The sequence below is a fragment of the Paracoccus sp. KKT209 genome, from assembly GCF_055635455.1.
In genome coordinates this window covers 295001-315926 of the sequence record NZ_CM145758.1, presented here as the reverse complement: position 1 = coordinate 315926, position 20926 = coordinate 295001, and the positions used below count along the sequence as shown (strand labels likewise).

General features: G+C 59.4%; 13 protein-coding genes, 1 tRNA gene, 2 rRNA genes and 1 pseudogene (1 of these 17 only partly in view). 9 read left to right on the top strand and 8 right to left on the bottom strand.

What is annotated here, in order from left to right:
• Nucleotides 1–984 precede the first annotated feature (984 nt).
• From ACZ2G3_RS01545 to ACZ2G3_RS01530, 4 genes and pseudogenes are all read right to left on the bottom strand, one after another.
• Complete coding sequence (locus ACZ2G3_RS01545) at nucleotides 985–3645, bottom strand: cation-translocating P-type ATPase (RefSeq protein ID WP_470397217.1); 2661 nt, start codon at nucleotides 3643–3645, stop codon at nucleotides 985–987.
• A complete protein-coding gene (locus ACZ2G3_RS01540; protein WP_470397216.1) occupies nucleotides 3642–4406 on the bottom strand; it encodes an SDR family NAD(P)-dependent oxidoreductase in 765 nt (254 codons plus the stop codon). The genes ACZ2G3_RS01545 and ACZ2G3_RS01540 overlap by 4 nt, the downstream gene beginning before the upstream one ends.
• Nucleotides 4407–4475: 69 nt before the next feature.
• Nucleotides 4476–4787: a phasin family protein gene (locus ACZ2G3_RS01535; RefSeq protein ID WP_470399008.1), complete on the bottom strand. Its 312-nt coding sequence runs from the start codon at nucleotides 4785–4787 to the stop codon at nucleotides 4476–4478.
• 16 nt (nucleotides 4788–4803) lie between these two features.
• Nucleotides 4804–5118, bottom strand: a pseudogene (locus ACZ2G3_RS01530) (transposase); the annotation flags it as partial.
• A 668-nt stretch (nucleotides 5119–5786) separates the two neighbouring features.
• On the opposite strand from ACZ2G3_RS01530, the gene ACZ2G3_RS01525 reads away from it, so the two are divergent.
• The 5 genes from ACZ2G3_RS01525 (at nucleotide 5787) to ACZ2G3_RS01505 (ending at nucleotide 13771) form a co-directional block, all read left to right on the top strand.
• On the top strand, nucleotides 5787–6791 hold the full coding sequence (locus ACZ2G3_RS01525) for a hypothetical protein (protein WP_470397215.1): 1005 nt from the start codon (nucleotides 5787–5789) through the stop codon (nucleotides 6789–6791).
• A complete protein-coding gene (locus tag ACZ2G3_RS01520; RefSeq protein ID WP_470397214.1) occupies nucleotides 6775–7932 on the top strand; it encodes a nucleotidyltransferase family protein in 1158 nt (385 codons plus the stop codon). The genes ACZ2G3_RS01525 and ACZ2G3_RS01520 overlap by 17 nt, the downstream gene beginning before the upstream one ends.
• Before the next feature lie 102 nt (nucleotides 7933–8034).
• Nucleotides 8035–8340, top strand: coding sequence for a hypothetical protein (locus tag ACZ2G3_RS01515; protein ID WP_470397213.1), 306 nt, complete (start codon nucleotides 8035–8037; stop codon nucleotides 8338–8340).
• Between the two features lie 245 nt (nucleotides 8341–8585).
• Nucleotides 8586–12077, top strand: a complete 3492-nt coding sequence (locus ACZ2G3_RS01510; RefSeq protein ID WP_470397212.1) for an AAA domain-containing protein — start codon at nucleotides 8586–8588, stop codon at nucleotides 12075–12077.
• Nucleotides 12074–13771, top strand: a complete 1698-nt coding sequence (locus tag ACZ2G3_RS01505; RefSeq protein ID WP_470397211.1) for a phospholipase D-like domain-containing protein — start codon at nucleotides 12074–12076, stop codon at nucleotides 13769–13771. Before ACZ2G3_RS01510 ends, ACZ2G3_RS01505 begins: the two co-directional genes overlap by 4 nt.
• 9 nt (nucleotides 13772–13780) lie before the next feature.
• Here the strand turns inward: ACZ2G3_RS01505 and ACZ2G3_RS01500 are convergent, their stop codons facing one another.
• The gene (locus ACZ2G3_RS01500; RefSeq protein WP_470397210.1) at nucleotides 13781–14665 is read right to left on the bottom strand and encodes a hypothetical protein; all 885 of its coding nucleotides are present in this window, start codon (nucleotides 14663–14665) and stop codon (nucleotides 13781–13783) included.
• Between the two features lie 607 nt (nucleotides 14666–15272).
• Between ACZ2G3_RS01500 and ACZ2G3_RS01495 the strand changes: the two genes are divergently transcribed.
• From ACZ2G3_RS01495 to ACZ2G3_RS01480, 4 genes are all read left to right on the top strand, one after another.
• Nucleotides 15273–15485 carry a helix-turn-helix domain-containing protein gene (locus ACZ2G3_RS01495; RefSeq protein WP_470397209.1) on the top strand — a complete coding sequence of 71 codons (213 nt, stop codon included), beginning with the start codon at nucleotides 15273–15275 and terminating at the stop codon, nucleotides 15483–15485.
• Nucleotides 15486–15647: 162 nt separating this feature from the next.
• Nucleotides 15648–17303 (top strand): tyrosine-type recombinase/integrase, encoded by a 1656-nt coding sequence (locus ACZ2G3_RS01490; RefSeq protein WP_470397208.1) that lies wholly within the window; start codon nucleotides 15648–15650, stop codon nucleotides 17301–17303.
• Nucleotides 17296–18405, top strand: coding sequence for a tyrosine-type recombinase/integrase (locus tag ACZ2G3_RS01485; RefSeq protein WP_470397207.1), 1110 nt, complete (start codon nucleotides 17296–17298; stop codon nucleotides 18403–18405). The genes ACZ2G3_RS01490 and ACZ2G3_RS01485 overlap by 8 nt, the downstream gene beginning before the upstream one ends.
• Nucleotides 18398–20098 (top strand): recombinase family protein, encoded by a 1701-nt coding sequence (locus ACZ2G3_RS01480; protein ID WP_470399007.1) that lies wholly within the window; start codon nucleotides 18398–18400, stop codon nucleotides 20096–20098. The genes ACZ2G3_RS01485 and ACZ2G3_RS01480 overlap by 8 nt, the downstream gene beginning before the upstream one ends.
• Here the strand turns inward: ACZ2G3_RS01480 and ACZ2G3_RS01475 are convergent.
• From ACZ2G3_RS01475 to ACZ2G3_RS01465, 3 genes are all read right to left on the bottom strand, one after another.
• A tRNA-Met gene (locus tag ACZ2G3_RS01475) sits at nucleotides 20055–20131 on the bottom strand. The two genes, ACZ2G3_RS01480 and ACZ2G3_RS01475, sit on opposite strands and share 44 nt — an antisense overlap.
• Before the next feature lie 58 nt (nucleotides 20132–20189).
• Nucleotides 20190–20304: ribosomal RNA gene (gene rrf / locus ACZ2G3_RS01470) — 5S ribosomal RNA — on the bottom strand.
• 88 nt (nucleotides 20305–20392) lie between these two features.
• A 23S ribosomal RNA gene (locus ACZ2G3_RS01465) occupies nucleotides 20393–20926 on the bottom strand (it continues 2300 nt past the right edge of the window).

Sequence of the window (20926 nt, the reverse complement as noted above, 5' to 3'; positions counted from 1 at the left end):
GCCGCTTTAGCAAAGTTTACGCTATAGCATGGCTCGGCTCGGCTCGGGCATGTCACTGGAGGCGTAGCTTAGACACGCTTCAACTTCAGAGCCCTGCTTCCGCAGAGAAACGGGGTGGTGCCATGGGTTGTCTCGACCGAATTGACAGCGTCAACCGCCGTAGCGGAGTTCAAGAAAGCGGCGATGTCCGCCTGCGTCATGTCAGCACCACATTCGGTGCGGGATGGAATTAAGGCTGCCCATTTTCCGCGGGGCCGAATGGCCGCAAGGCAAGGGTACCGTTCAGCTTGCTGCTGTCGCGCACCGGGGGCGTTGAGGAAAAGACCAAAGCTGCCGGGCTGCGAGACCTCGATCCGAGTGCACGGGCCTCCAAAGCGACCGCCCGCAGATGGGCATGCCGCCCTGGGACGGCGACCCCAATGCTGCACGGGACGCGCGCAGGATGAGGCTGGAGGTGGCGCATGTCGCGCGCAATCATCAGCTGCTCTGCCGTCTCGGTCACGATCACCGCGACCCGGCTCCCGGTACTTGGATCTGCGGTGCGGCCGGTAGGGCGGGCGCGGACGGAAGGTTCTGGCCCTGTCCGAAAAGCCCGGCGAGTCGCAGAACAGCCGCCGCATCGATCTTGGTGTCTCGCCGATCCCGCCGGTGAGGAAAAGTTCATCACGCCTACTCATCGTGGCCGCATAGGAGCCGCCACACTCTCGCGCCAGACGCACCACGTGCCGCGTCGCCAAGCTATGTAGGGGCGCCAGCGGCGTCAGGGTGCGGATGAGAAAAGGCTTCGCTATCGATCCGCACTGGGCCGAAGCTGAGCGCCAAATGTTGTCCGACAAAGTCGATTTCTTAAACGCAGTTCTGGTCCCTAAGCGCCGAAACAGCGGCGGGAACCGGCTGTAGAGCGCAACTCCTCTCGCCGCCGATCTTCAGATCGGGCTCTCACGAAGCGGCCAAAGCTCGCCTTGAAGACCTGCCGCTCGCCGGTCACGCAGTTTCTCCTTTCGGATCGCGCTTCCAGAACGCGGCGACGCGCTTGTCGACATCCAGCACCGCCAGAAGCAGCATGCCTGCAGCAGCGCAGGAGGCCAGTTGCCAGAGGGACAGTGCAGCGGTTTCGAACAGCGCGTGAAGCGGCGGGGCATAGGTCAGCAGCGCCTGCAAGGCCAGCACGACGGCCAGGGCGATCAGGACGGCAGGCGTTCCCCGGGTGCCTTCCGCTGTGGCCGAGGCGCCGTGGCGGTAACGGACCGAGAAGAGATAGAACACCTCCATCGCCACCAGCGTGTTGACCGCCATCGTGCGCGCCACATCCAGATCCGCGCCCAAGGCAAGCGCCATTTCGAACTGCCCGAAGATGCCGATGGTGAAGAGGACCGAAACCAGCATGACGCGCCAGAGAACAAAGCGCGACATGATCGGCGCCGAGGCCGGGCGCGGCGGGCGCGCCATCACGCCCTTTTCGGGCGGCTCGAAGGCCAGCGCCATCGCCAGCGCGACCGAGCTGAGCATGTTTACCCACAGGATCTGCAGGGGCGTGATCGGCAGGACAAGCCCGAAAAGAACGGCGATGATCAGGCTCATGCTTTCGCCGCCATTCACCGGCAGCAGGAAGGTGATGACCTTCTTGAGGTTCGCATAGACCGTGCGTCCCTGTCGCACGGCCTCGGCGATCGAGGCGAAGTTGTCGTCGGCCAGCACCAGATCGCTGGCCTCGCGCGCTGCCTGCGATCCCTTCTGGCCCATCGCAATCCCGGCATCGGCGCGCTTCAGCGCAGGGGCGTCATTGACCCCGTCGCCGGTCATGGCGACCACGGCGCCTGGCGCCTGCAGCGCCATCACAAGGCGCAGCTTGTGCGCGGGGCTGGTGCGGGCGAAGATGTCGGTGCCTGCCGCTGCCCCGATCAGCGCCTCGTCGTCCAGGTCGTCGATCTGCGCCCCGATCAGCACGCGGTCCGGGCGCGCCAGCCCGATCTGTCGGCCGATGGCGGCGGCGGTGCCGGCGTGATCGCCGGTGATCATCTTGACCGCAATGCCGGCGCGGCGGCAGTCGGCCACGGCGGTGATCGCCTCGGGACGCGGCGGGTCGATCAGGCCGACGAGACCCACCAGGATCAGCCCGCCCTCGACATCCGCGTGATCCAGCGCCGGTCCGTCATGCGGCTTCCGGGCCAGCGCCAGGACGCGCATCCCGTCGGCCGCGATGGACGCGGCCCGTTCCTCCCAGAGGGCGCGGTCCAGCGGCCCTGCGGCGCCAAGGGCACCGTCGCAACGCGCCAGAACGGCCTCGGGCGCACCTTTGAGCAGGATCATTCCGTCTTGCAGCACCGCCATGTAGCGGTAGCGCGCATCGAAGGGGATCGTCGCTTGGGGCGCGGGGCGATCCTGCCAGGGCACGCCCAGCTTGCCGGCCAATGCCAGCAATGCCCCTTCCATCGGATCGCCTTCCACCCGCCAGGTGCCGGCGTGGCGCAGATGCGCGGTGTTGCAGTGCGCCGCGATCCGTCCCAATACCCGCAGCGCCGCGCCGCCTGCGCCGGTGATGTCGCCTTCGGGCGCATAGCCCGCACCGCCGACCTCGGCGTCGCCCTCGGCAGTGGCGATGCGGGTGACGACCATCTCGTTCCGGGTCAGCGTCCCGGTCTTGTCCGAGCAGATGACGGAAACCGCGCCGAGCGTCTCGATGGACGGAAGGCGGCGGATGATGGCATTGCGTGCGGCCATCCGCTGAACCCCGATGGCCAGGGTAATGGTCAGCGCGGCGGGCAGGCCTTCGGGGATGGCTGCGACGATCAGGCCCACGACAACGATGAAGCCGTCCGCAAAGGGCGTGCCGCGGGCCAGCGTGGTGAAGGCGAGGACCAGGGCCGCAACCGCCAGGACAAAGCCGGTCAGGACCTTTGCAAAGCGGCTCATCTGGGCGATCAGCGGCGTCGTCAGCACCTCGACCGAGCTCATCATGTCGCTGATGCGGCCGATCTGCGTCGCCGCTCCCGTGGCCGCGACGACGCCGGTGCCGATGCCTTCTGCGATCATGGTGCCGCTGAAGGCCATCGGGCTGCGGTCGCCAAGCGGCGCTTCGGCCGCGACCGGGGCCAGCGCCTTGCGGACCGGCAGGGATTCGCCCGTCAGGATCGCCTCTTCCGCTGTCAGGTTCGCCATCTCGATCAGACGCAGGTCTGCCGGCACGCGGTCGCCGGCCTCGAGCAGCACGATGTCGCCCGGCACAAGCTGCGCCGCGTCCACCTCCTGCCGCTGCCCGCCCCGCAGGACCGAGGCCCGCGGAGCCAGCATGTCCCGCAGCGCCTCCAGCGCCTGCTCGGCCCGCCCTTCCTGCACGAAGCCGATCACCGTGTTCACGATCACCACGGCCAGGATCACACCCGTGTCGACCCAGTGCCCCAGCAGCGCCATGATCACCGCCGCCAGGATCAGGACCACGATCATCAGGTTGCCGAACTGCCGCGCCAGCCGCGCCAGCGCCGAGGGGCGCGGCGGCTCAGGCAGCCTGTTCGGGCCGTGCCGCTCCAGCCGCGCGGCGGCCTCGGCGGGGGCAAGCCCCGCAGGAGTGGTGTCCAGCGCCTCCAGTACCTCGTCTGCGGGCATGGCCCAAAAGGGCAGGTGGCCTGCCGCGGCTGCGTCCCTCACGGCGCGGTATATCCGCCATCGACAAGGTGGTAGCTGCCGGTGATGAAGCTGGCGCGCGAGGACAGCAGAAAGCAGGTCAGCGCCGAGACCTCGGCCGGCGAGCCGATCCGCCCCATCGGGTGCAGTGCGGCCAGCCCCGCCATCACCTCGTCAGACAGGTTTGCCGACAGAAGCGGCGTGTCGATGAAGGCGGGCCCGACGGCGTTTACACGCACGGCCTTTGCCGCATATTCCATCGCGGCCGTTCGTGTCAGCCCCAGCAGCGCGTGCTTGGCCGCCACATAGGGCGCGGCATTGGCAAATCCCACCGAGCCGAGGATCGAGGACATGTTCACGATCGCCCCGCCGCCCGCGCGCTCCATCGCCGGGATCTGCCAGCGCATGCCATAGAAGACGCCGTTCAGGTTGATGTCGATCACCCGGCGCCAGTCCTCGGCAGGGTATTCACCCGTCGGCAGGCTGGGCCCGCCGACGCCTGCGTTGTTCACCGCCATGTGCAGCCCGCCGCCCTCGGTTTCGGCAAAGGCAACAAGGTCCTTCATCGCCGCCTCATCCGTCACATCCGCGGCGAAGGCGTGCGCCCGTCCCCCGGCTGCGGTGATCTTATCGACGACATGCTGGCAGCCGTCCTTCTTGAGGTCACTGACGACGACAAGCGCCCCCGAGCGCCCCAGCTCCAGCGCTATCTCGCGGCCTATCCCCGAGGCTGCACCCGTGATGATGGCAGTGCGTCCAGAGAAGTCAAAGCGAAGGTCGGTCATGATCGTGCTCCTTTAAGATCGCTCATGGTGCAGGATCCCATGGCCGAGGTGTCCGCACATTGACCTGAATCAGGCGGCATCCACCTTTCGGTTCTCTTCGGGCGCCGGGTTGGCCGCCTGCCCGTCAGGCTCGACGTTCAGGTGGATGGTGTTCCGCAAGATGGCGTTCAGTCGCGCCGCCTCCTGCTGGTATTCGTCCACGGCCCGCTGGAAGAAAGCAGACTGGATCTTCTGCACTTGCGCGGGATCCCTTGAATGCAGCATTTCGTGCATTGTCCGCGCATCCTGCCGCACGCGCCGCGCGATGAAGGACGTCCACTCCTCCATCAGGTCCATGTATGCGTCCACCATTGCGGTGTTGAACGCGCCAAGCGGGCGGATGAACGCCAGTTCAATCTCGCTCGCTTGGTTCAGAACGGTGCGCCTTGAGGTGGGTCGCGTCGATCATGACGACCTTCTCCACGCCGCCTCTTGAGGCCAGCTCCTCCACCAGCCGGGCAAAGACCCCCATGCTGCCCCGCGCTTGCACCGGTCGTGAGGGGTCTTGTGCGGACCATAATCCTGGGGCGCATCGCACCACTGCAACCATTACGATTTAATGATATTATCCCGATGAGCACACGCCGATCATCTACTCGCGGCTTGCCATTGTTGTTAAGTTAGAACGGCCTCAGCCGCTCCATCTCATCTTCAGCCAAAAAAGGTTGCTTATCATCACCCGCGCAAGTTCGGGAGCTTGAGTCACGCGGGCCGGACGGCCTCAAGCAGATCAATGGGTCCTGATCCAGCCCGCAGGAAAATTTCTGAATAACCCAAGACGCTTTATCGATTTCCCCGACAAAACACCTAATGCATACATATTAAACTTTATTTTGATAAATTGACAGAAAGCTCGGTCAGGCCGTATATATTATATATCTCGGAGGAGATATCAAATGCGTCACACGAATCAAGGCCCCGACTCCGCTGTCGGTGGCGACGTGGATCTTGACCGCCGTGAAGTCTTGGCGGCACTTACAAAGTATTCGGCCGTTGTCGCTGGTGCATCGACCGTCGTGCTGACGGCGTCGGCATCTGTTTCTCTGGCCAGTGTAAGTGGCAGCGGGAGCAGCCGAGGTCCGCAGAACCCCGGAAACAGCAAAGGGGTCGGAAGGTCGCCGTTTGGCGGCACTCGGGGTCAGGTTCCATCAGGAAAAGTCAAGTAGCTGGCCAGCGATGGTGCACTCCATGGTGGATCGATCGGGGCCGTCGGTTGTCGGGGAAGGTTTGCCGCTCTCGCAGCCTTGGCTCAAGGCCCTCGCAGAGCGCATTGATGCTATAGAGCGAGTGCGCTTGGGGAGCCGTCATGTTCTATATTCTCCGGCGTCGGGGGCGATCCTTATGACGGATGAACTCGGCTTGGCAGTTTTGTCGGATCCCATGACACCTAAGGTGGGTGCGGACCTGCCCCGTGCAGTTCTCGATGAGATCCTTCGGGAGTGGAAAGAAGCCGGGCTCTTCGATGAAGCGCAGCTGCCCTTTCCTGATCCCGTATTGGATTGCCTGAAGACAGGCTTGTACAATCGGTGCTTTGTCAGCACCTGGGGGACAGTCACAGTTGAGACAGATGACCCAGCTCTTCTGAGAGAGCTCGATGAACTTCTCTGGGCATTTTCCGCGTCGAAGGAAAGCCGCGTATCTCACGGTCTAACAATTCGCTGCATTTCTTGTGCCGAGGGAGGCTTCGGCGTCTTTATTGAGGGTCGTGCTCTCTGGGGTCGAGCAACAACCGACGTGGCGCGATATCTTATTGTACGAGAGGCTGCCGAAGCGCTCGCAGGCGCAGACCGTGTGGGGGCGGTCCTCCATGGCGCTGCAGTGCTTCATCAGGGCAGCGCTCTTCTCATCTTGGGTGAGAGCGGCCGGGGTAAATCGACGCTGGCACAGGGGATGGTCGACGCTGGTTGCGGCTTTTTGGCCGATGATCACCTGCCACTCCACGTTGATGGGCGACAGCTTCTTGCTTTCCCGAGCGGCAGCGCGGTCAAGGAGGGAGCTCGAAACCTTAGCGAGGTGCGCCGCCTGACTGCCCTTCATGGCCAATTTGGCAGTAGCCGCGACGGTGTCTGCTATCTGCCCATCGAACCAGCGGTGGCGCCAGGAACTGCGGTTCCGATTACTGCCATCGTATTTCCAGTGCAGATGCCGGGGGCAGAACTGACGATGACCCGGATGGCTCCCGAAGAGGCTTTCGTCGCCGCCATTGGTTCGGGCAGTCGTCCTTCACGACAACGAAAGCAGATAACTTCCTTGGCTCGACTGTTCGATGCCGTACCTGCATTCACATTGCGCTACGGTACTTCGGCCCAGTCTGTTCCAGCATGCCTAGATGTCTTCGCAGGATGACCCTTGCGGCGTTGATTGGCCCGCTGAACGGCGTGCGCTCTTCGGTTTCGCCGCAGTTGCGGTTTCAGGTAAAGTTCCGCGATACCTTCAGCCTGCGTTGGCGCAGAGCGATCCCCTGACGCTTGCCAGAGAGGCGCAGCGCCTGCAGGTGCATACCATGATCGGAGCGATACTGACCCGCGATGATGATCTCGCGAAGCAGATGCCCGCAGATCTCGCTTTATTTTTTCGTGCAATGTACCAAGCGAACCGGCAGAGGGTCCAGGATGCCTTGGTTCAGCTCGCGGAAATCGGTGCAGCGCTCAGCGCAGTTGCTATCCCCGCAGTGGTTCTCAAGGGCGGCAGTGATATTCTCTCGCCGATCCATGTCGATCCCGCCATGCGCTATGTGGGCGATCTGGACGTGCTCGTGCCTGCAAATCGTGCCCAAGACGCTGCCGCCGCGCTGTGTGCTCTTGGCGCTGCGCCTGCTGCACCGCCTGCCTACCATGGCTCAAGCTTTGATTGGCGGGGCCAGCGCTTGTCAAAGCACCACTTGCCTCGGCTCGTTCGCCCGGACTGGACTTTTCCAGTGGAAATCCATGTTCAGGCAGGGCCAGGTGCAGTCGCCGCAGTGCTTGGTCCAGATAAGGTGTTTGGCGGCTGTGTCCCAAGCGGGATCCAGGGACTGTCAGTCGCCTCCCACGAAGACAGGGCTTGCCATCTCTTGACCCACACGACGCGGCACAATGGTGCCGTAGGCCTTCGCGCATGGATTGATTGGTCCGCGCTGCGCCGGCAGTGTGACCAGAATGTGGTCGCCTCACGCCTTCACCATGCCGGCTTCGATCAAACCTTCGAAAGCTGCGGTCTGATGGCCGATCTGCTTGAAGCGGAAGACGTTTCGCTGATTTGTGCAGGCAAGGCTGCAGGGTCCTCCGCTTCTCTTATTAATTTCGGCATCTCTGAAGATCGATCACTGGCGGCCCTGCCGCCGTTCATATTTCGCCGTTTGAGGGCGCTGATATTTTCTCAGATTTATCGAGACCATATAGGCGCTCGTCTCGCGCAGGGGGGATTTTTCCATGATGTCCTGGCAAAAATACGGGCGCATTTATTTTGTCCGATAGCTGCCAAGAAGATGAGACGGCGCCCAAAATAACAGCCAATGACGCGAACATTCAACTCTAGGCCGTGATGACAAAAGGGCTTCATTGGGCGCGCTGAGCGCGATTTAGGCTGGAATTGGCGACGGAAACCCCAGGTGGCAGAGTTGGAGACAAAGCACCGCAACCTGATGCTGGCGGTCGAGAACGGAAACTACTCGCCGGTGATCATTGCCCGCCTGAATGCGGTGGATGAGGAACTGAAGACGAGGCGGGCAGCACGGGAAGCTTTGGTGCCGCCGGTGATCCAACTGCCGGAGGATCTGCCGGAACTCTACCGGTCGATGATGCATGATCTCCTCGCCGCAAGCCCGCTGGGAAGCGGGCTGTATGCGGGTTCGGTATTTTTGGTTGCGGGGGCAGGCAACACGCGTTCGCTACCGCTCCTCAGCATCGGCGTGTGATGCCTCCACGGCGGGCGCGATAGTTGTCTCCAACCGGAAGCCGAGGCAACGTACCGCAGCGGCAGCAAGCGGCTATGCTGGCGAAGTTGCCGCACGCTCCCCACTCAGCCGGTACGTTCGCGCACGAGGTAAAGCTCGCTGGCAGGAGCTACCCAAAACCGAAGAACCCCCTCCGCTCTGTGTTGTGAGCATTCTAGACTCTATGCTACGCAAAACGGAGCTAACTTCATTTTCATGGCGTTTTAATGCGGGGACACGTGCGGAATTTAGGTAATTACCAGCTAAAACGAAAGATTTTACCAGGGAATCCGAAACGAGGCGTCCCTGAACTTTGGCTATCTCAGGATGCAGGCGATATATATTACATAAAGATATGGCAGAAAAGCACGGAAGAGGAAGCTGCCATCCAAGGGCTATGGAACAGAGAAGTACGCGGCTTGATGAGGCTGCAGAGCTATCCAGGGGCATCCGATCTTTTTGTCAAGCTTCGAGACCTACATTCCGACGAAAAGCGCTACTACGCCGTGATAGAGGGAGGCAGAAATCTTCTTCTAGCACAAGCCCTGCACGAGCGAACAAGATATTCCTGGCTTGTAAATTTGTCTGAAGCAGGCCGACGCCGAGCCCTCTGGGAAGGCCTATTAAAAATCGCACGCGCAACAGCTCTACTGCACCGTGAGGGGACCCTGCACCGATCCCTTGGACCTGGCGCTGTTTTCGCAGACCCTGAAGGACTCGGTGAATTTCGTCTAAGTGGCTTTGAGTGGTCGCTGCGCGTCTCGGGGTCCGACAACGGTGGAAGTACTCCTATAGCAAGTAGGAAATTCACCGCGCCAGAATTGGATTGCGGACGATCAGAATATTCTATCGCGACAGATTGGTTTGATTACGGCGTTCTGTGCGGAGAAGTGTTCGGACTGCCCGTAAAGTCGATTTCCAAACGCAGTGCCTTGCAGAAGTGTGTTGAAGATATTCGTTACCTTCGCGATGTTGAGAAGACGTTCATAGCCGACTTGATAAACGAAGACCAAGATGCGCGACTAACAGACGCTGAGGAAATTGAACAAAGGATCGCCGGCATCCTCAGCGATTTAGGGGCCGCGACTAGTTCCGCCACCAAACCTTTGACCTTAGCAGTAAGACTGGGTCCGGATCGGCCGATCTCGCAGAGGATCGAAGAAGCTTCCGAGCGAGCCGCTACAGCAGACAACCCTTTAGCGCAACGGAACTGGATACAGAAGGATATAGGTGGACGCTGTCAAGTAGTTGGAAGAACTAGCCCATCGGTTCATTATGTCCTGAGGGGCGCTCAATTAGAGTACCGGTTGAAGCCTTGGAGCCTAAACGGATCTGACACATGGGACATTGCCTTCTGTGAGGCGTTGGAGCGCAAACCGCGGGTCAATGCAGAAGATCAAATGTTCGCCGTGGGGGATAGACGTATCGAAGTACAGCTATACCCACACGTACGCAATAATTTTTCTCGCGCGCGCGACAAATCTGCCCCTTGGCACAGAACCTTCCCCCTCAGTAAACCGAAACTGGTCCTTCCTCCGGATCTTCGTATCATCCACGAGTTTTTTCGCATAACCCAACAGCTGGACGCTGTCGTTACAGCGGCGCAAATTTGCGCAGCCGAGGTGAAGGAAGTCGAGTTCACCGAATCAGAAACGTTTGTTCAGATCACCCCGGTTCATGAGCCTGCGAGATCGGACCTTGCTAAATCTGTGATGCTTGCATCGCCAACGGAGCAACTTAGTGACTTGTTTCGGCTAGGGGCCTCCGACTTTCTAGACGAAGATGACGCCGACAACGGCGACCACGGCGACTTCACCCTCCTTGACCGACCAACTATCGGCTCCGAGGCAAACAAGGTAGCCTGGAAATTTGTCAGAAGTGAGTCAACGCCCTCTTCACCGGTTTACGTTTTCAAAGCTCCGGGACGGGTTCCAGAGCCGGCAGGGCTAGTGTATCTTGCACGCAATCATGGCGGCACCTTAGCGCAATTGAAAAGGCGCCACAAAGCAATCGAAGACCTTCGCCTCTTTGGCGGACTGCTGCGTTATATCTCGGCGCCGCACGAAAATTCTCGCACAACGTCTGAACCCGCTCCTGCTCGCAGTCTTACTGTTGACCTTGACGAGCGGAAGCAACAAATTCTCGAGCGGATATGGCAGACCTATCCTGCCTTTGCGGTGCAGGGCCCGCCCGGCACCGGGAAGACAACACTTCTGCAGGCTTTTATTGAGCGCCTGTTCAGCAATGACATGACCTCGCAGGTTTTGATAACAGCGCACTCCCACCACACTGTAGATGATGTTCGCAAAAAAGCGACGCAGCTTTTGGAGAGGCTAGGGCTTGCCGAAGATCTTATAATGGTGCGGCTTGGAGGTCCCTCAGATGACAGCGATCCCAGCCGAATTGCGGAGCGCTTACTAAAAAGACTAGCTCGCAGCAACCTGGGAAAGGGCGCTTCAGAAAAGCTCCGCGCTAGAATAGATAGCGCATTGGATTTCGACAGGCCTGAGGGGGAAAGTGCGGATTTCAGGACAATGCAGTTGTTAGTACAAGACGCTGCCAACATCACGTACTGTACCCTGAATTCTTCCGGCCTAGCAGATCTTGCAGCAAGAGGGAGGCGATTCGACTGGTCGGTGATCGAAGAAGCCGGTAAAGCTCACGGGTTTGACATGGCAACAGCGCTACAAGAAAGTCATAGGTTACTTCTGATCGGCGATCACCATCAGTTACCACCTTTTAACGTCGGCCGCTTCGTGACGATCCTTTCCGATCCTGCTAGAGTAAAGACTGCGATCGAGGCTGGCTTTCGTTTTGCACCATCGCTCATCGACCCTTCCCTCGTCGCCGACGAAGATTCCCGTGAGCCATTGGAGCAGAGGTGTGCAGACTGGCTGCGCATGATACGGCTTTTCGGCGAACTTTTTGAGCGTGGAGCCTCGGGCACTTATGGTGTCAGTTCGTCAGCGACGCTGACGTCGCAACACCGAATGCATCCGCATATAGCAGATCTTGTGGGCCGCGTTTTCTATCCCGATGAAGCCGATGGCACGCTTATCAGCTCCCCGCCTGAGACGGTTCGGAGGTTTTCTGACGCTCCCCCATTCTCCATCAAGCCGGGGGGTTGGATGCCGCAAGAGCGAATTGTCTGGTGTGACGTGGATTGGGTTCAGAAAGATAAGTTTGCGGAGGGAGAAGCTGAAGGGCTATTCTCTTCTACAGTCGAAGCAGAATGCGTTGCGAGCGTACTAAGCCAGTTTCGTCCCTCCCCGGGGCGCACTTGCGAGGTGCAAATTCTCTCCCCATACAACAACCAATTGCGCACAATCAAGACAACGTTAGAAGGCCATCTTGCCTCCGGACAGTTGGAGGAGATGTTTTGTCAGCCGTTTGACCTCACGGCGGGAAAACGAATGGGGGCGACCGTTGATGAGTTCCAAGGCTCGGAGGCTGATGTGGTCGTCGTAAGCTTGGTCCGAAATAATGGATTGGCTCCAAGCAAAAGCGTCGGCTTTCTTAAAGAGCGAAATAGAATGAATGTTCTACTAAGCCGCGCTAGGCACAAACTTGTAATTGTAGGCTCTTGGGACTTTTTCAGAACCCGCTGCAATGAATTCACATCTGAATTCGATGACTTTTATTATTTGGCGGATCTTATGCGAGAGGCGGAAGCCGCGCGCAAACACGGCAGATTAGCAAGAGTGACAGCCCCCCGATGAAACAGATATACATTCCAGTTTACAGGATGGCAGTCGGCTACTCTGTCACATACGGTCGAAGGTGGAGTGTTCTTGAGCAACTCCTTTTAGAGGAACTCGGAAAGTCGAAACAGACCGCGGAACATCTTGCAACAGAGGCCGATGTCCCTATTCGACTCACAATTGAATCTTTGATAAACCTTCTTCGAGCGAACTGGATCGAGATCCAGAGTAGCAGTGACAAGACTTACTTTGTTGCAACTCCAACTGGACGCGTGCAACTTAAGAAAGATCGCTTACCCGAACGCCTTCAGAAAAACGTTAAGTGGGACACACTCTGCGTCGACAGGATATCCGGACACTGGATGCGGTCCGAAGATCTAGAGATTGTGTACGAGAAGGATCTGCCTGAGGAAGCCATAGTCCTCGATCCTCGAAGTAGTACATTTGAAACTACCAGCCCTTCCCTGCGTGCGCTATTTCGGCTGGCAGGAGATGAGACTTTGGATCCCGGCGTCCCCCAGTTCAGCCCCGTTGCGCTAGCCTACGCGCGCGTGGAGGTTGCCTTCGGAGCCATTGCATCTGGCCTCCCCACCGACTCACCGGTAGCGCTCGTCGACAAAATTCTACATGCTGCTAATGAAACCGTAGCTCCGCTACAAAGAGAGAGCTTGTCACCCTCGAAATCTTTCCCGCAAGTATTCTACGATGATTTTTCATCTAGTGACTTCGTTTGCGGAGGTGAGGCTCACTTCAATTTCCTCAAAAGCGCGCTTGAAGCCGCTAGGAGCGCGGTGATCATCCACTCCTGTTTCATCTCCCCCGAAACAATTGAACTTCTACTTGAAGACTTCGAGCGAGCTTCAAAACGGGGCGTCCGCGTGGAATTGCTTTGGGGTCTCGAACCTGAGGTGGACGGGAGCACGCCAAAGAAGATCCGTCAGGCGAATGAGATAATTCGAAAGATTCCGTCCGCTGGAAGAAAGAACATACGATTAAGCCAGTCCTCGACAGGATCTCATGCGAAGATACTAATCTACGATCCTCTTGAAGCTAATGCGTGGGTGTCGGTGTTAGGAAGTTGTAACTTCCTCTCATCTAACTTTGACTGGGACGAGGTTTCCGCCGTTACAAGAAATACTAATATAGCAGTTGATCTACTCGGAAGGCTAGTGTCCCTTCATATTCCGGCTGCAGGAGGTTGGGACTCTACAGCTAGGTTCCTACACAACTGCTGGAATAGTGCTCGAAAGCGGGCTTCAGTATTCCGAGAAACCGGAAAATATCAAGTTAGCATAGTTTCAGACCTAGAGCATTATAGGTACGTGACAAAGGCTCGCGACACCGCGTCCCGAGAGATATTCGTTTCCTCAGATCTTTTCGGAATGGCTGCGGAGACAACAGTACTTGTCCCGATGGAAACTGCAGCAACTTCAGGCGTTCAGGTGAGTGTTGTTTATAGCCGGCCAAGTGAAGCTTTGATGGAGCAGGGCCGGCCTCCTTCAGCGGAACTTCTGCTTAGCAGAGGCCTTAGGTTGGAACAGTGGCAGAACTACCATGGAAAGGTGCTAGCCTGGGATGACGATGATGTCGTGGTGACCAGCTTTAACTGGCTTGCCACGTCGCTGCGCGGCACAGAGGCTGGAAGCGTGGAGATTGGGCTCGCCATACACGGGGAGGGCATTGGCACGTTTGTACAGCGGCATAAGCACTAAGGCCCGTGTTCATACCTTTGGCCGCGCTATGCCCAACGTGTCCATCTCAGTTTTCCATTCCTCCGACAGCGTTCCATTCAGCTTGTTGAAGGTCTTCGTAGAAAGAGAGATACCCGCCTGTGCTTTGAAGATCTCGTACTTGAAAGCAGCGTTCAGTGCTGTGGCGCGCATGTCTGCACTCTGGTATCCTCTACTCACCTGGACTGCTGTCCTCAGCTCATCATAGAGATGCTGCACCGAACGCTTTAGCCACTCCATTCTAATCCAATGAGAAATTATTTGCTCACTTAGAACTACTTGGGCTATTACGGAGATTAATGCCGGATCGGTTTTGCGATAAAGGGCTGCAGCTAGTAGCACGAAAAAGTAAATTGACGCGATCAACCTCTCCGAGAACAGCATCCTTCTGACAATTCTTGCTGTAAAAAAGCAGTTCTCCATCAGATTTGCTATAAGGCGCTTGTCGTCAGTACTTTCAGAGTTACTGAAGTAACCAGCCGACGTTTTAGGCGCTAAACTCGTCTGGAAAATATTTGCTACGAAGTCCGTCACGCGAGCGGCATGGGCACTTGGCGCTAAACTCACTTTTATTGTTAGGTTGATTGCGAAGCCAATGATCGTAAGCAAAACGAAGACCAGCTGGATGAAGCTGTATGTTTCAGGGTATCGGCCGCTGTCCACCTGCAGCAAAAAAATCGAAAGTACCGCCGATATAAAAAATATGGCGCCTACTGCAGTCTTACCTCGGTTCAAAGCTCGATAGTGAGTTGCACTTAGTGGATCGTTTCGAGGTGTATTTGACATAGCTTTCCATCCCGCCAATTCAGAGGCCGCAGCGCCGGCCAGTTTTTGTTGTAGATCGAGCGTATTCTCGACAGAAGCATGATAGGGCATAGCCTCCCGTGGCACTTCCGCCGAATGCTTCCATCACCGGCGCGCCCTCACCTGCATCAGCACCAACATAGGCGCATTAGTAGCTCGTGAGTTGTGCTGTTGCAAAGCGACCTTCTTATCGTTGTCAAGCGGCACCTACCGCTGCCTCAGCAGGGCCGTCTGCCATTGCGAGGTACAGCAGTCATGTCACGCGTTACACCTCTGACTGTCCGCTTTTGTCCCCGTAAAAACTGCAGCTTGCTTTGCAGCTCGGCAGCAACTAAATCTTCCCTTGTTACCAACCTCCAGCTTTCATGCTGGACCGCTGCAGGCAGCGCCGGACCCTTGGGTCCATATGGGGCACTCTGCGATGATGAACGACAACCCTCTTCGGTGGGCTTTCGGTTGTTGTCCAGGTGTCCGCTCTTGAACATCAGACACATCATCATCGTGCGGTTCTTCCTCAAGGACCACTATGATGTCTGCCCAAGTCTCCTCTTCGGTTCAACCTGCCGAGGCCCCTGCATTCCCTGAAGCCATCTTCGACCTCGTCCGCGCGCTCGCCCGAGCGGCCGCGAAGCAGGACCTTGCAACGCGTTGCACTGCCACGCGCGGGGAGGTCTGAGCGATGGACAATCTCCCCTTCCCGAGCGACGCCAGCTTTCTCAGCGTCAAGGAAGTTGCAGAGCTGTTTCGCGTCTGCCCGAAGACCGTCCGCCGCTGGATTTCTTCCGAGGCTCTTCCGGCCACGCGCCTTGGCCGCGACTGGCGGATCAGGAGGGACGACCTCAGCCGGTTGGCCAACGAGCGCGGCAACCGCTTCCTGAGCGCCTTCTTGTGATTTTATGCTTTTCAGGGCGTTACACCCATTTCGGGTGAATGGGTTCATCAACTTTGGATACAAGTTGACGCCGCCCTTTTCCCGAATGTCCGCAAGAGGCCCACCAAGAGGCGCCCTGTCCGCCTCTGTCCTTTCATGTCCTCTAAAGTCCGGAAGTTAAAAATGACCATCGCGAGTCTTGCCGACGTCCACGCGGCGCTTAAAAAAGATACCCGCCTCCCGCAGCGGCGGCGTGCGGATCTCCTGTCTGCCATCACCCGTATAGGCGATTACACGCAGCGTCCGCTCCCCGACATCCCCGTCGAGCCCTCGAAGCTTCGCCCCCTCCTGGCGCTGATCCGCTCGCCCAAGCTCGGCATCTCCGCCAAGACCCTTTCCAACGTCCGAGCCAATCTCACGGCTGCCCTACGGCATGTCGAGGTGATGCCGCCGGCACTGCCAAAGGTACCCGTTACCCCGGCTTGGGATGCCTTCCTGTTGCCGGTGCAGGCGGAGTACCACCACCTGGCTCTCAACCGGTTCATGAACTTCTGCTGCCTGCATGCAATCGAGCCGCAGGCTGTTTGTTCGGACACGCTGACGGCTTTCAAGTCCCACCTCGACACCTGGCTGCTGGCAAACGAGCCGCAGAAGGCAGTCGATGAAGTGGTGTCCACCTTCAACGCGGTGGCGCGTCGTCATTCCGTGCCCATTCCCGCGCTACCTGTTCCGGCGAGGCGCCGACACATCTCTGCACCGCTCACCATCTACCCGCTCTCCATTCAGGCGGAGATCAAGCAGTATCTCGACCGGCTGTCGCATGCCGACATCTTCGCTGAGGGCGGTCCGGACAAGGCGCTTCGGCCGGTATCGGTGAGGAACGTCGAGGTGCACCTGCGCCAGTTCTTAGGAGCGCTGGTCGAAGCCGGTGTGTCACCGGAGGACTGCGTCTCCTTGAGGGCGGTGACGACGGAGGCCAACATCAAGCGGGCAGCACAGCAGATTCACAATCGACGCAAGCTCAACGTTCCGCCGGTCGGGCTCTTCAACATGGTGGCGACCTTGCTTCCCATGGCTCGCCATCATCTGGAGCTTCCCGAAGCGGAGCTCGCGGGCATCAAGAGGATCAAGTCGCGGCTTAACCCAGTCCAGACGGGCATGACCTCCAAGAACAGGGAGCGGCTAGGACAGCTCCACGACCACCAGAACGTCATTCGCCTCCTGGCGCTGCCCGACGTCCTGCTCCAGCAGGCAGTGGAGCGTCCCAAAGCGGCGACGAGCCCGCTCCGAGCCATGTTCGCCGCGGCGGTCTGCATTCTGCTGTCCTGTCCGATGCGGATAAAGAACCTCGCGAGCCTGGACATTGAGAAGCACCTCAGCGTCCACGGCACCGGCCGCCACAGGACCTATTCGATCCGGATCGACGCGCGCGACGTGAAGAACGGCGTTCCCATCGAAGTGAGTCTGAGCAGGCGCAACTCCGAGATGCTGCGGGTCTACCTGGAGCAGTTCCGGCATCGGGTGAGCGACTGTCCCAGCACGGCGATGTTCCCTCGGAAGGGGAACGGAAAGCCGCGTGCCGAAGCAAACCTCGGGCAAGCCATCTCGGCAGAGGTGCTGCGGCACACCGGGCTTGAGATCAACCCACATCTCTTCCGCCACATTGCGGCCTACCTCTACCTCAAGGAGCGGCCCGGCGACTTCGAGACGGTGCGGCGCCTCCTGAAGCACAAGAAGCTGCAGACCACGATGGAATTCTATGCCGAGCTGTCCAGTCAGTGGGCGCATGAGCAATATGACAAGGCGGTACTGTCGAAGTGGGGTGGCCGCGATGCGTGACAACACCCCTCTCGTGCTGCCACTCCGCAACTGGCCGGCCGATGACCAAGCGGCTTGGCGGGCCTTGTTCACGACTGGCGGATTTCTGGAAGATGATGGGCCGGGTACTCGATGGGCACCCGGCACGCGGCAGAAGCGCGCGCAAGGCTATGGGCAGTGGTTGTCCTTTCTGCTGCGGCACGACAGCCATGCACTCGCAGAGCCCCCGGCGACGAGGATCATCCCAGAGCGGGTGAGGTCCTATTTGCTCGAATGCGAAGAACGGCTCGCGCCGCAGTCGATCTCCAATCTCTTCACCGACCTTTCGGCAGTGGCGCGTGCCATCGAGCCGCTGCGGGACTGGGCCTGGCTTGACCTCGTCACCGGACGGCTGATCGCGCGGTCCAACACGACCTCGCTTCCGCCCGCGCCCGCCATCTCAGCCAAGAAGGTCTTCGGATGGAGCCTAAGCCGGTTGCAGGCCCTTCACGACAGCCACGAGGAGAGCAAGCTGACGCGCGCGGTCGAGTACCGGCGCGCGCTCATGATCGGCTTCCTGATCGCGCGGCCGGTGCGCCGCCGCGCGCTCGGCGCGATGCGGGTGGGTCACCACATAACGGAAGGCAACACGGGCTTCCTGATCCGGTTTGATGCCGGGGACATGAAGGACGGACGCTCTCGGCAGTTTCCTCTGCCCTCGGCCCTCTGCGACCATATGAGGGCCTACGTGGCTACTCATCGGCCCATCCTCCTCGGGAAGTGTGATCATGATCGGCTGTGGGTCACGTCGCGAGGAAGGCCGCTCACTGATGATGGCATTGCGTCCGACATAGAGACCGTTTCCGCACGTTACCTCCGGCTGAGGCTCCACCCCCACGCGTTCCGGCACATAGCTGCGACGTCCATCGCAGAGTTCGATCCAGAGCACATTGGCATCATCCGGGACATCCTCGGGCATGCAACGCTCGACATGTCGGAGCGCTACTACAACCGCGCCACCGGCATCTCCAGTTGCAACCGGTTGCAATCGATTGTTGAGGACATCCGCAAGGATATGCCTAGAATACGGAAGGCCAAGCCAAACCAGCGGACGCCCAAGAGCAGGGTCGGACGCCATGTATAGGACCCCGCCCATGCGCGCTGCCATCTACGCCCGCTATTCCTCCGCAATGCAATCGGCCGCCTCCATCCAGGATCAGGTGCGGCTGTGCCGCCAGCTCTGCGCCGACCGAGGCTGGAACATTGTCGAGATCTTCGCGGATGAGGCCATGAGTGGTGCCTCTCATCTGCGGCCAGGGTTCCAGGACCTGCAGCAGGCGGCCATGAACGGACAGGTCGATGTCATCGTGGCGGAAAGCCTGGACCGGCTGTCACGCGACCAGGAGCACATCGCTGCGCTTCACAAGCGGATGCGCTTTCTCGACGTCGGGATTGTCACCAAGGCCGAGGGCGAGATAAACGAGATGCACATCGGCCTTGGCGGCACGATGTCGGCGCTGTTCCTGAAGCAACTCGCGCAGAAGACCCATCGCGGCCTCGAAGGGCGCGTGCGCGACGGCAAGTCGGCTGGCGGCATCAGCTACGGCTACCGGGCCGTGCGCAGCCTGCAGGAGGACGGCACGTTGACAACGGGCATCCGGGAGATTGTCCCCGAGGAAGCCGATGTCATCCGGCGGGTCTTCACCGACTACGCGGCGGGCCTTTCGGCCCGCAGCATCGCCTCACGCCTGAACGCCGAAGGCATCCGAAGCCCGGAGAACGGCAAGGGCGCGGGCACATGGGGACCGTCGACAATCTCCGGCAATGCCGCACGCGGTACTGGCATTCTGAATAACGAGCTCTACATCGGCCGGCTGGTCTGGAACCGACAGCGCTTCGTCAAGGACCCAACGACCGGCAGGCGGCAGGCACGCCTGAACCCGCCCGAGGCCTGGATCATCGAGGAGGTACCTCACCTGCGCATTGTCGAAAATGCGCTCTGGCAACGCGTGAAGGAGCGGCAGGAAAGCATCCGGCAGGAGATGAACCCGGCTGGAGTTCAGGGAGCATCCCTGAGGCCTGAGCGGGCCAAGCGACCGGTCTATCTTTTCTCCGGCCTGCTCACCTGCGGCTGCTGCGGAGCCGGGTACACGCTGGTCAACAAGACACGTCACGGCTGCGCGGCGGCACGCGACAAGGGCGCATCTGTCTGCAGCAACCGGGCGACTATCTTGCGTGAGGAGGTCGAAACCCGCGTGCTGGGCGGACTCAAGGAGCGACTGCTCCATCCGGATCTCGTCGCCGCCTTCGTTGCCGAGTACCGCCGCGCCTGGAACGAGGCGCAGGCCGGCGCAAGTGCCGGGCACGCCAAGGCGCAACGCGAACTGGCGCAGATCGAGAAGAAGATCGCTGGTCTCCTGCAGGCCATTGAGGACGGCATGTACCACCCGTCAATGAAGGCCAAGATGGATGACCTCGAAGTGGCGAAGAGACGTCTGCAGGAGCAGATCGCCGAGAACCCGGAGCCACCAGCCCTGCGGCTGCACACGGGCCTGACGGACCTCTACCAAGAGAGGATCGCCGACTTCGCAGCGGCGCTATCCGATCCGGCGGTGAAGCTGCAGGCCATCGAGTCCCTGCGCAGCCTGATCTCGGAGATCAGGATGATACCGGACGCATCAGCACCTGGTGGTCACCGCATCGAGCTCGTTGGTGAGCTTGCTGGAATTCTGGCACTGCAGGATGCTGACATGACAAAGCCCTCGCGGATGGCGAGGGCTGGGTCGGGAACGTTGGTTGCGGGGGCAGGATTTGAACCTGCGGCCTTCAGGTTATGAGCCTGACGAGCTACCGGGCTGCTCTACCCCGCGCCAGTTTTGTCCTGCGGGTTTTCATCGTTATCAGAGAGATATTTGCGTGTCTTACCAGGTCTGGCGGTGACCTACTCTCCCACGTCTTGAGACGCAGTACCATTGGCGCAGCGGCACTTAACGGCCGAGTTCGGGATGGGATCGGGTGTTTTGCTCGCGCTAGGGCCACCAGACCGGGAAAGACACGCTCAGCGTCGCCCCTTTCGGGGTTTTTGTTGTCCAAGGATGCATGGGAGGAAGACAGTCTGTCTTCTTCCGGATCAAATCAAGCCTATCGAGCCATTAGTACCGGTCAACTGAATGCATTGCTGCACTTACATCTCCGGCCTATCGACGTGGTGGTCTTCCACGGCTCTCAAGGGAGACCTTGTTTTGAGGGGGGCTTCACGCTTAGATGCCTTCAGCGTTTATCCTGTCCGTTCATAGCTACCCAGCACTGCCGTTGGCACGACAACTGGTCCACCAGTGGAACGTCCACCCCGGTCCTCTCGTACTAGGGGCAGCTCCTCTCAAGTCTCCAACACCCACGGCAGATAGGGACCGAACTGTCTCACGACGTTCTAAACCCAGCTCACGTACCTCTTTAAATGGCGAACAGCCATACCCTTGGGACCTGCTCCAGCCCCAGGATGAGATGAGCCGACATCGAGGTGCCAAACGATGCCGTCGATATGGACTCTTGGGCATCATCAGCCTGTTATCCCCAGCGTACCTTTTATCCGTTGAGCGATGGCCCTTCCACTCGGGACCACCGGATCACTATGGCCGACTTTCGTCTCTGCTCGACTTGTCAGT